Raw genomic sequence first — 12,296 nt, forward strand, 5'->3', positions numbered from 1 at the left:
GAATATCACAGAGGAAAGGCAGAAAGACAATGAAGATATCGAATGAGATAGTAAAACAGCAGTTTGTCCAGAGGGAATATGGACTGGCACATTCCACATACGACAATGAGCTTGATTTTTATCAGCTTGTGAGCAGCGGTGATGTGAAAGCTTTGTCTGGAATGTTGCTGACAGGCGATGAGGATGAGGCTGTTCTTGCGTCAAGAGGAATATTGTCAGATGACAAGGTTCGCAATAGGAGATATCACGAGATAGTGCTAGTGGCAATGATTTCCAGATTTTGCATAGAAGAGGGGATGGAGGAGATGGAGAGTTACAATCTCAGTGACTTCTATATTAATAAGCTGGACAAGGCGCAGACAGAACGGCAGATCATAGATGTACATAACCAACTGATTATGGACTATGCCAGGCGGATGAAAAAGGTGAAAAAGAAAGCTGCTATATCACCTCATTGTGTAAGGGCGATGGACTATGTGTATGATCATCTGCATGAAAAAATAGAAATTACTGATATTGCAGAATTTGTGGGAGTGGAACGCTCTTATCTGAGCAAACTATTTCATAAGGAGGTCGGTCAGACAATCTCAGATTACATCATGGAGAAGAAGCTTCAGACTGCCAGAAATATGCTTCTGTATTCAGATTTTTCCTGTACGGAGATATCGCAATATCTGGCATTTGCCAGCGGAAGCTATTTTGCAAAATGCTTCAAGACAAAATATGGATCGACTCCGAATTCATATCGCAGGATAAATTACAGGAAACACTGGAAAGAGGCGAAATCATAGTCTTGTTATGTGCTGGTATAATTGACAACATCTGTCAAAGGTTGTAGAATTACATGAGTTTTATTTGTATATATAAGGAGAATGAATAGCTATGTCATCTTTTAGATTTCATGTGGCTCTCGCAGCCGCAAAACTGAGCAAGGGACTCATCCAGCTCCTGGGTAGGAACGGTACGCATACACCTGGAGTTATCGCCCTGAAGATATGTCCGGATTTCCTGGCACAGGCGCCCAAGGCACCGCTTACGATATGTGTCACAGGAACAAATGGTAAGACCACCTGTAGTAACCTGATAACTGATGTTTTGGAGAAGGATGGAAGAAGAGTTGTCAGCAACAGAACAGGTTCCAATATCGTCCCTGGCTGTACGACAAATGTCATCAACAGCCTTACATTTACGGGAAAGGTCAGAGTGGATGCCACTGTATTTGAGGTGGATGAGCGTGCTTCAAGGCTGATACTTCCATATGTGAAGCCGGATTATCTTGTTGTAACAGGACTTTTCAGAGATTCACTCAAGAGAAATGCTCACCCTGACTATATTTTCAGTGTCATAGATACCTACTGCCCTGATTCTGCAAAGGTTATCCTGAATGCGGACGAGCTTTGCTCAAGCATGTTGAAGAAAGACAGCTACAGAGTGTTCTATGGAATCGGCAAGCAGCCTGATGACAAGACCGAGCCATACAACCTTATCGCGGATTACCAGATCTGCCCTAACTGCGGCGAGAAGCTGAAGTACAATTACCTCAGATATCATCACATCGGCGATGTGGTATGCCCGAAGTGTGGACTTCACTCACCAGACAAGAAGTATCTGGCAACCGACATAGACAGAGAGAAGATGACAATTACTATACAGGAGGGAGACAAGAAGACAGTTTATCCGCTGATCCATACAGCTCTCTTCAATATATATAATGAAGTTACAGTTATTTCGGCACTGCGCGAGATCGGTCTCTCGGCTGAGAGAATCAAGGAACTCATGGGTCAGATCCATATACCGGATTCCCGCCACAACGAGACCACAGTGAATGGTGTTACAGTAATCCAGGCGCTTTCAAAGGGACAGAGTGCGGTTTCTTCATCCAGAACATTTGAGTATGTGGCAAATGAGGAGGGCAAGAAGGCTATCCTCCTTGCGATGGACGATCTTGAGGACAGACAGAAGAGTATAGAGTTCTCAGGCTGGATATACGATCTGGAGTATGAGCAGTTCAACAGGGATGATGTTGTACAGGTCATCTGCACAGGACCTAGATGCTACGACCACAAGGTGAGATGCTTACTGGCTGGTATCCCTGAGGAGAAGATACTCACAAATCTCAGCGAGGTCGCTGCGGCAGATGATGTGACTATAGATGGTGTTGACAGAATATATATCCTGTACGACTGTGAGAATTACGGAATGTCATGTGAGATGAAGAAGAAGATAATCAAGAGACTGGAGGGTGACAAATAATGAAGATTGAGATTTTATATCCGGAAATATGTACACTCTACGGTGACAAAGGAAATACAATGTACCTGCAGAAATGTCTGCCGGATGCGGAATTTGTGACAACAGGACTTAATGAGAAGCCACTCTTCCTCAAAGAGAATATAGACATGGTGTATATGTGTTCCATGAGCGAGAAGAGCCAGGAGCTCGTGCTTGACAGACTGATGCAGTACAAGGACGAGATCGCAGCATGCATGAAGGATGGAAAGGCGCTTTTCCTTCTGGTTGGCAATTCCATGGAACTCCTTGGTGATTATATCAAGAGAGAGGATGGAACCAGAGTTACAGGACTTGGCGTTGTTCCGGGCATGTACTCAGTCCGCCAGACTCCGAATCGTTTCAACACGCTCATCAAGGCGAAGTTCAACGATATGACACTCATCGGATACACAAGCCGATTTGCCCACACTTACGGAATACCTGATGATATGACATTCTGCAAGGTGGAGATCGGACAGGGCAGCAATCCTGATACCATGAATGAGGGAATCTGCAAGAACAGAGTAATTGCGACATACATTCATGGACCACTGCTCATTCAGAATCCTGATTTTGTACATTATCTGTTGGAAAAACTGGATGCTCCTATGAAAGAGATACCATTTGAGGCAGCTATGCGCAAGGCATATGATGTGAAGCTTGCTGAGTATGGCAAGCCTGATCTGGAGCTGTCATAATATAGAGAATTATAGTGATAATTAAGCCCCGGTGGCCTTTGATATGTACCTGAAATCCAGGACACATGTCAGTATGCTGCCGGGGATTTTATATGTAGTAATGTATAAAACTATACATTTTGTATAGTTATGTAAACCCATTGAAAAGAAAAAGATAATATGTCACAATACAGATGTTGCCACCCCTAGACAGGCTAGGAAAGGGGGGAGCGCAGTGACAGAACGGAGATAAGTAAGTGGTAATCAGCCCAAGGAGTACGTCGCCTTTAAAAGACGGAGAAAACCCCAGTAGCGCCAACTACTGGGGTTTTCGTTATGCTTTTGGGAAAGCATATGTCAGAATTTCTTGTTTCATTGTTGCTGACATTATATCATATGAATTTTACCTTCGCAACATTCATTTTCCTCACATATCTTAATGTTTTTTCAGATGTATCAACTCAAAAGAAAGTAGTATAATGATATCGCAAGAAGAAAAATGCGCGACGCGAAGCGGCATTTGTATTAGTAAATGCGAAGCGGCATTAGTTTCTGTAAATCGGGGTATATTATTCATAAAAACAAATGAAGAGACAATGTGAAAGGAGCAGTGGGTTACATGTTAAAGGACTGGAACAAGCCGGAGCGTCCATCGGATGAGGAGATAGACACTCGGTTAAAGATTGCCAGAGAGAATCTGACACGCAATCAGATCAAGGTAAAGGAAGGTAAGATACCTGTATTTGTCATATTTGAGGGCTGGGGAGCCGCAGGTAAGGGAAGTCTTGTTGGAAGGATCATAAAGAATATGGATCCGAGATTTTTCAACGTTGAGTCAGTGAAGTATTCCACAGATGAGGAAAAACGCAGACCATTCCTGTACAAGTATTTTACGAGAATACCGGAACAGGGGGAGTTTGTATTTCTGGATGGTGGATGGATGAGGGACATAGTAGGTGGCAAGATGTCTGGAGAATTGTCAGACAAGGAATACCGGAAGAGAGTTGACAGCACCAAGAGATTTGAGAGGACTCTGGCGGACAACGGATATCTGGTCATGAAATTTTTCTTCCAGATAGACAAGCATGAGCAGAAGAAGAGGCTTGAAACACTTCTTGAAGATGATACTACAAGCTGGAGAGTGTCTAAGCATGATCTGAAGCAGAACAAAAAGTATGACGAGTATCTTGAGGCATTTGACAGCTTTATGTATGACACCAATCTGTCAAATGCACCGTGGTACATGATAGATGCAAAGGAGAGAAAATGGGCTGAGCTGCAGATACTTGACATCATCAATCAGGGAATAGATACTGCGCTGCTCAATCAGGGGCATGCTGTACCTATACTGCAGAATACATTTGCGCTCAAGAAGATCCCGAAACTTTCCGAGGTGTCTCTCGACAAGAAACTGACGGATGAGGAGTACAAGGAGGAACTTGACAAGCTGCAGAAGAAACTCGGCAGACTGCACAATGAGCTTTACCAGAAGAGGATACCTGTTATCATAGGCTACGAAGGTTGGGATGCGGCAGGCAAAGGTGGAAATATCAAGAGGATAGCGGAGGCACTTGATGCGAGAGGTTATGTGGTAAATCCTATAGCAAGTCCGGAGCCACACGAGAAGGCAAGGCATTTTCTGTGGAGATTTTGGACAAGACTTCCAAAGTCTGGGCATGTGGCTATATTTGACAGAACATGGTATGGCAGAGTCATGGTTGAGCGACTTGAGGATTTCTGCTCGGAGAATGATTGGCAGCGGGCGTACAATGAGATAAATGAATTTGAGAAGGAACTCCACGACTGGGGTGCGATCGTCATCAAATTCTGGGTTCAGATCGACAAGGATACACAGCTTGAGAGATTCACACTCAGACAGAACACGCCTGAGAAACGCTGGAAGATCACAGATGAGGACTGGCGCAACCGTGACAAATGGGATGACTATGAGACTGCGGTGGATGAGATGCTGGAAAAGACCAACACCAGCTTTGCGCCATGGCACATATTGGAGTCAAATGACAAGAAGTATGCCAGAATAAAAGCCCTCAAGATCGTTATCAAGGCGATAGAGGATAAGCTGGAGCAGGTTGAAAAGAACTAAAAATGCATATAGGACTGAGAGTCCATGCTGGAAATAGAACACATAAGGCGGTGATACACAACAGAAGTATCACCGCCTTTTTCAAAAAGGTTTAAGGAAGGAAAAAGTTATTATCAGATTTAATTATTTTCCTTGATGATGGATACTCCAAACGGAGCCAATTCCATTTTGCCATCAAATATATTCTTCGTCTGAATGTCGGTTCCGTGAACTTCAGATATTGTCTGAGGTTCGTTGGTGTTGTTCAGGTAAAATCCATATGCAGTTCCGTCATCTGCATATCTGCAGTGATACTGAACTCCGTCAGGGAGATCTTTTATGGCGATACCGGCGTTCACCATCATCTGCTCCATGATCTCACCGAGTTTACTGTAATCTATTCTTGCAGCCACGTAGTAAGCTTTGCCCTTGCCGTAGCCGTTCACAGTCACTGCTGCATTCCCTGCATAGAAATCAGAATCGTAGGTTCCCAGCACTTCCGCTGTTCCAACTCTCAGGATCTCCGCATAGTCACGGAGTTCACATGAACTTCCATCTGTGAAAGTTACGCTGTTTCTGTCGGATGGATACAGAGTATCGATCTCCTCACTGATGATTCCGAATACATCTGCAAGCCCATTTCCCGGGAATCCACCGAGTATACAGAGCTGATCCTTGTCTACATAGCCCGTAAAGTAAGTGGATAGAAGCTGTCCGCCCCTCTTTACAAATGCGGCAAGAGACTCGGCTGCGCCATCTCTCAGCATGTAGAGCATAGGTGCAACAACCACATCGTAATCGTCGAGTGGTTCATCGGATGCAATGACGTCCACGTCAACGCCGCGCTTTGTCAGCTCTTTGTATACAGACATACAGGTCTCAGGATATTTTTTTGATTCCTGCCCCAGAGCCTTGACATCATCTATGGCCCACATATTGTCCCAGTCGAACAGCAGTGCAACCTTTGATCTGATGAGTGTGCCGGTTATCTCGGAGAGCCCATCAAGCTCTGCGCCGAGGGCGGCAATCTCCTTGAATATTCTGGTGTCATTTGTTCCGAGATGGTCAACAACGGCACCGTGATACTGTTCAAATGAGCCCCTGCCCTTTCGCCACTGGAAGTACTGAACAGTGTCAGAACCGCAGGCTATAGCGTTGTATGAGAACAGCTTGTGGATGCCTGGTCTTTTGAGTTTGTTATATGGATGCCAATTTACAAGCCCCGGAGCACTCTCCATGAGCATGAAAGGCTTATCCTTCTTCATGGATCTCATGACCGCGTGGTCAAATGTATTCTGGCCCATGACATCCGCAAGACTCTCGTAGTCATTGTGGAATCTAGGGTATGAATCCCATGAGATCACATCCAGCTCCTTTGCCATCGGTCTGTAGTCGAGACCGTCATAGAGCTGCATAAAGTTGGTTGTTATAGGTATTTCAGGGGTGAGTTCACGGAGGAGCGTTATCTCTGATTTCATGTAATCGTTCATGTTCCATGTGGTAAATCTCTTCCATTCGAGGTTCAGCCCCATGATACTGAAATCACCATTTTTGTATGGCGGCTCAATCTGTGAGAAGCTGTTGTATGAGTGACTCCAGAAGGTGGTCCACCATGCTTTGTTCAGCTTGTTTATGTCGTGGTCGAACTTCTCTGCGAGGTAATTCTGAAATCTTTTCACACAGAGACGACAGTAGCACTCCCCGCCAAGCTCATTTGACACATGCCACATGATGAGTCCCGGATGGTTTCCCACATGGGCGTGGAGCTGACGGATGATATTGGCAACTTTTTCTCTGTATACAGGTGAGCTCATGCAGTGGTTCTCACGGACGCCCTGATGTTCCCTGACGTCATATGAATCCACACGCCTGATCTCAGGATACTTCTGTGCCATCCATGCCGGTTTGCCGCCCGATGGCGTGGCAAGAACGGTGTAAATGCCTGCATTATACAGGTTGTCCATAACATCCTTCAGCCAGTCAAAATGGTATTTGCCCTCAACAGGTTCGTATGCTGACCATGAGAAAACCCCAAGAGTAGCGGAAGTCATTCCTGCCTCCTTCATCATCTCGATATCCTTTGCCAGAATATCAGGGCGGTCGAGCCACTGTTCAGCATTGTAATCACCGCCGTGTAGTATTCCGTTTATCTGTGGAAAAAGCTTGTTTTTGTTCATTTATCTGTCATCTCCTATAAATAAAGGTAATGTGCTCTATGTGATCTGTTTTTAGTGTAGAATATATGCGCAAACGGTTGCACAGCTTGCTATTTAAAGGTAGCACAAATAGACAAATAATTCAATTGTAATTTGACAATACATTTTAATTTGTGCAAAATATACAAAATATATACACTGCCATTCATCAGGACAATATTGTATATAATTAAGAAAAACGGCTTGAAATAAGAGATATAATTGCTTATGATTAAGATATCATGAATTGCTCAAAGTTGCGCAATTTGTCAATTCCTACAAGATGTACAAAAGTGAGGTAAAAAGCTATCGAACAGTGTCAAAAATCTATATAATAAAAGTATTGAGGGATGAACGGAAATATAAGGTTGGAACGTATCGTTTAAGGAGGAGTTTTATGATAAAAAAGAGGAAATCATATAGAGTGGTGGCAGGCAGTATAAGGTCTGAGTTGTTAAGGGGGCTGAGCAGAAAAATCTGTATCGGTGCCTTGGCATTTTCAGCGGCGGTTGTGCTATTGCCAGGCGGTAAAGTGGGAGCATATGCATCTGATCAGACACGGGTAAGTTCAGATGAGAGTCAGGTTACGGTAGGGTATGATGATCTGGACGACACTTTGCAGAAAGGCGGACTTGGCGTTGTCGTTGAGCAGCAGGATGGTGCGGCTTCACTGGCATCTACATATGATGCAACAGCACTTGAGAAGCTTATTGTTGAAGGAATCAAGGCGTGGCAGACGAGTATAGATGTATCGGAACTTGGCCTTACGAGAGACGATATTGATAACGGGGCAGTAAGATCTATTATCAATTCTCATCCCGAGTTTATCAGTCTGTCGGGAGGCTATACATATTGGACTTCTGGCTCTTCAATCACCAAAATACAATTTACATATTTGACAAATGCAAAGGAGGAGCAGCAGGAGCTTGATGCTGCACTTCAGGAAGTCAAGAGCAAGATAGATACCAGTGGAATGAGCGCTGAAGAGATAGTACTTGCATATCATGAGTATCTCACATCCACAGTTGCATATGCATATGAGGATTATTTCAATGGAACGATCGCTGCAAATCACGGGTACGATATGTATGGAGCTTTGGTTAAACATAGTTGTGTGTGTCAGGGATATGCCGAGACTATGTTTTATCTGCTAAGAGAGGCTGGTCTTTCATGTGCAATCGCATCAAGTGAAAATATCAATCACGCATGGAACATAGTTAAGATCCGTGGCAACTGGTATCACATAGATGCGACGTGGGATGATCCGGTGTGGGATATGCCTGGAAGATCATATCATGATTATTTCCTTGTCAGCTTTGATACAATGAATAAGAATACACTCATCAACCATACTAAGGACAGAACGGATATGGTTGTCAGCGCACAGTGGGGAGATACATATACGACAGCGGTGGACACCACTTATGAGAGTGGTAAGTTCTGGAATGGTATTGAGAAAGCTATTTTTTATAAAGACGGTTATTGGTACAGCATAAGTGAGGGCAGTTCGAAAACATCATTTAACATAAATAAGTACCAGTATTCGACTAACATAAACAAGGTTTTGTATTCGGGCACTGCAAAATGGACAACTCCGAGTGGTGGGTATTATCCTGGTGTTTATAGTTCAATATATCTCCGAGGTGATAATTTATATTTTACTACTCCGGATAGCTTGAACAAGATAGATATAACATCGACAAATGTAATTCCTACAGAGCTTATAAATATACGAACACAGTATAATAGTTCAACAGGAAATAATTTATATGCGTTTGGAGAACAGTATGGTAAGCTGGTGTATTTTATTACAGATTCTCCTAATATAAAGAAAACTAAGGATTCAAGCAATTCAAGCAAGTATAACAAGGAGTATGCCGAGTATACATTCGAGATGTGCATAAGCCACAAGTGGAATGCTGGAGTGGTGACAAAGGAGCCGACCTACACAAGTACAGGAACCAAGAAGTACACCTGTACAAACTGCGGTGAGACCAAGATCGAAACGATAGCCAAACTTGTATGTACGAGCCACGTGTGGGATAGCGGCAAGGTTGTGACAGCGCCGACATACAAGACAGAGGGAACCAAGAAGTATACGTGTAAGAATTGCGGAACAACCAAGACCGAAACGATAGCCAAGCTGGTATGTACAAAGCATGCATGGGATGCCGGAGTAGTGACAATACAGCCAACATACAAGACAGAGGGAACAAGAAAGTACACCTGTACAAACTGTGGCGAGACAAAGACCGAGACTATAGCTAAGCTTGTATGTACAGATCATGCATGGGATAATGGAATGGTTACTAAGAAAGCTACATATACAGCTACAGGAGTCAGGAAATATACGTGCAAGACATGTGGCGCAGCAAAGCAGGTCACAATTGCAAGGCTGAAGCTTGCGAAGGTAACCGTAAAGTCTGCACAGCAGGCCGGCGCGATAAAGCTTACCTGGAATAAAGCGTCAGGGGCATCTGGTTACAAGATATACAGGAGAACCGCCAAGGGAAGATATGTATGTATCAAGACAGTCAAGTCGGGAACGACAAGCTATGTAGACAAGACAGTCAAGTCAGGAAACAGGTATTACTACTGTGTAAAGGCATATAATGGAAATGTACTCAGTGGATATACAGAGGCAAGTATTCTCTACATCAAGGCTCCGGTTGTCACGGTCAGGAAGTCAGCACAGGGAGTGAAACTTTCCTGGAAAAAGTCTGCCGGTGCAAAAAAATACATTGTGTATAGAAAGACACCAACAGGCAAATACAGGGCAGTCAAGACTGTAACAGCGAAAACTCTCAGTTGGACAGACAAAACGGCAAAGAAAGGTCAGACTTATTATTACATTGTGAAGGCAGTGAATAATAAGACATACAGTGCAGCGTCACCGCAGAAGAGAATAAAAAGGTAGATGCTTACTGCGTAATTATAAGGGAGAAAAAGAATGAAATATGAAAATGTAAGACTCACAGAAGCTGTGCGGCGTATCAGGATGATATTTGTGGTGGGCGTCATCGCTGCGTGTGTGCTGTACGGCGGGAAAATACCAGCATTTGCGGAAGATACTCAGGAACAGTATGACTCATCACAGAGCAGCTATGGTCAGTTGCTTGAGCAGGAGGGCGATACTTCAGGTATCCTGCAATTTGGCGGACAGATAATAGAAGATGAAGCATCGGATTCATCGGAAGCGTCACTGGCAGCGGCAAATTCAAAGAAATATGAGAGTGCCATTGTCGGCGCTGTGGAGAAATTTTCACCGAGACTCAATGTAAAGAGCTGGGGATTGACCACACGAAATGTTGCAAATGTAGTCACAACTGCAATGAATGCGCATCCCGAGGTCGTGTATGTGGCAAGATACAGTTATCTGTATGACCAGACCACAGGAAAGGTTGTGTATCTGAAGTTCTCATACAAGCCAAATGCCCGAACCGAAAAGAAGCAGTTGGATGCAGCCATAGCGGAAGTGAACAAGCAGATAAATACAAAGAACATGAAGCCGGCAGAGATCGTGCTTGCATATCATGAGTTCCTGACATCCACAGTTGCATATGACACCAGCGGGGCTAAGGAATTTGATCCAACAACCGGAAGAGACCACATGTATGATATGTATGGTGTATTGGTTAAGAGGAGCAGTGTGTGTCAGGGATATGCGGAGACCATGTGGTATTTCCTCAGGAAAGCCGGGGTTCCGAGTGGAGTTGCCACAAGCCAGTATGTAAACCATGCGTGGAATGTTGTAAATATAGGTGGAAAGTGGTATCACGTTGACGCAACCTGGGATGATCCCGCAAGTGATATACCGGGAAGGTCGATGCATGATTATTTCCTTGTAAGCTTTGACACCTTGAACAGTAAGACTAAGGCCGCCAGCAGCGATTATTATCTTGGCAGATATGACACAAAGGTGGGAAATGTATGGAAGGGAACATACAGCAATGCCACGGATAAGCGATATGAAAAAGGCCAGTTCTGGAATGGCGTTGAGAAGGTCATCTTTTATAGAAAGGGCTACTGGTACAGCATAAAGCAGGGCAGCCAGTCATCATACTATCAGATAAACAAGTACAGCTTCACCAACGGTGTAAATACAACGATATTTACCGGGCAGGATGAATGGCTGGATACAGATGGTACGGCACTTAACAAACAGTATGGAACACTGTTCCTTGCACAGGAAAAGCTCTATTTCTGCACATCGAGATATGTTGCATGGATAGATCTTGAGGTAAATGAGCGCAAGGCGTGGGCTATATATGACATAAGACAGAAGTATGTATCAGGTGTAAACATATATGGAATGGGATATTACGGAAATGATGTTGTGATCTGGGTTTCCGATACTCCATCCTGTACAAGAAAAGACGCTTACTATCTCGGAGCATGTATGAGCCACAAATGGCAGGCGGGAGAGGTTACAAAACAGCCGACATTCACATCCAAGGGATCGCAGAAGTACAAATGCAGCAACTGCGGATATACCAAGAATGTCACACTCGACAAATTGAAGCTTGCGACGGTGACGGTCAAAACGAAGAATACAGGTAAGGGAATAAGCCTCACCTGGAATACCGATTCAAGAGCCACCGGTTATAAGGTATACAGACGCACAGGCAAGGTTGCATACAGACTTATAAAGACAGTGAAGGGAAGCTCTGTGAGATCAATGGTAGACAGATCTGTTGTAGGAGGAAAGGCCTACACATACAGAGTATCGGCATACAACAGCTATACAAAGGGCGGCTCCAAGGCAAAGAGCCAGTATTATATAGGTTGCACGACCGCAAGAGCAAAGAATACCTCACAGGGAGTAAGAGTCTCCTGGAAGAAGACAAAGGGAGCCGCCGGCTATAAGATATACAAAAAGACAGGCAGCGGCAGATTCAAATGTGTGAAGGTTGTGAAAGCAAAGACCAGAACATATCTTGACCGCCGTGTGAAGTCAGGAACAAAGTACACATACTTTGTAAAACCATACAAAGGAAAGACGGCAGGAACCTACAAGAAGGCTAGTGTCAAGTACAGATAAAAAGTAAATAGAGCGCGTAAAAAATACCA

General features: G+C 44.1%; 7 protein-coding genes. 6 read left to right on the forward strand and 1 reads right to left on the reverse strand.

The genetic code is table 11. The features are described from left to right. Window positions 1-29: 29 nt before the first annotated feature. The 4 genes from AB5150_RS06485 to pap all read left to right on the forward strand — a co-directional run bounded on the left by AB5150_RS06485 (window position 30) and on the right by pap (window position 5,052). On the forward strand, window positions 30-791 hold the full coding sequence (locus AB5150_RS06485) for a helix-turn-helix transcriptional regulator (protein WP_022215874.1): 762 nt from the start codon (window positions 30-32) through the stop codon (window positions 789-791). Between the two features lie 91 nt (window positions 792-882). After that, window positions 883-2,253, forward strand: a complete 1,371-nt coding sequence (locus AB5150_RS06490; RefSeq protein WP_022215873.1) for a Mur ligase family protein — start codon at window positions 883-885, stop codon at window positions 2,251-2,253. Continuing rightward, on the forward strand, window positions 2,253-2,969 hold the full coding sequence (locus AB5150_RS06495) for a glutamine amidotransferase (protein WP_022215872.1): 717 nt from the start codon (window positions 2,253-2,255) through the stop codon (window positions 2,967-2,969). Before AB5150_RS06490 ends, AB5150_RS06495 begins: the two co-directional genes overlap by 1 nt. A gap of 598 nt (window positions 2,970-3,567) precedes the next feature. Continuing rightward, window positions 3,568-5,052, forward strand: a complete 1,485-nt coding sequence (pap, locus tag AB5150_RS06500) for a polyphosphate:AMP phosphotransferase (protein ID WP_022215871.1) — start codon at window positions 3,568-3,570, stop codon at window positions 5,050-5,052. A gap of 119 nt (window positions 5,053-5,171) precedes the next feature. Here the strand turns inward: pap and AB5150_RS06505 are convergent, their stop codons facing one another. Further along, on the reverse strand, window positions 5,172-7,208 hold the full coding sequence (locus AB5150_RS06505; RefSeq protein ID WP_368291523.1) for a beta-galactosidase: 2,037 nt from the start codon (window positions 7,206-7,208) through the stop codon (window positions 5,172-5,174). Between the two features lie 415 nt (window positions 7,209-7,623). Here AB5150_RS06505 and AB5150_RS06510 point away from each other — a divergent pair, with 415 nt between their 5' ends. Both AB5150_RS06510 and AB5150_RS06515 read left to right on the forward strand, forming a co-directional pair. Then, window positions 7,624-10,143 carry a transglutaminase domain-containing protein gene (locus tag AB5150_RS06510; RefSeq protein WP_368291524.1) on the forward strand — a complete coding sequence of 840 codons (2,520 nt, stop codon included), beginning with the start codon at window positions 7,624-7,626 and terminating at the stop codon, window positions 10,141-10,143. Window positions 10,144-10,176: 33 nt separating this feature from the next. Continuing rightward, the gene (locus AB5150_RS06515; RefSeq protein ID WP_055280448.1) at window positions 10,177-12,267 is read left to right on the forward strand and encodes a transglutaminase domain-containing protein; all 2,091 of its coding nucleotides are present in this window, start codon (window positions 10,177-10,179) and stop codon (window positions 12,265-12,267) included. Window positions 12,268-12,296: the final 29 nt, after the last annotated feature.

The sequence above is a fragment of the Coprococcus sp. RTP21281st1_F1_RTP21281_210402 genome (assembly GCF_040915325.1).
Taxonomy (GTDB): domain Bacteria; phylum Bacillota; class Clostridia; order Lachnospirales; family Lachnospiraceae; genus Coprococcus; species Coprococcus aceti.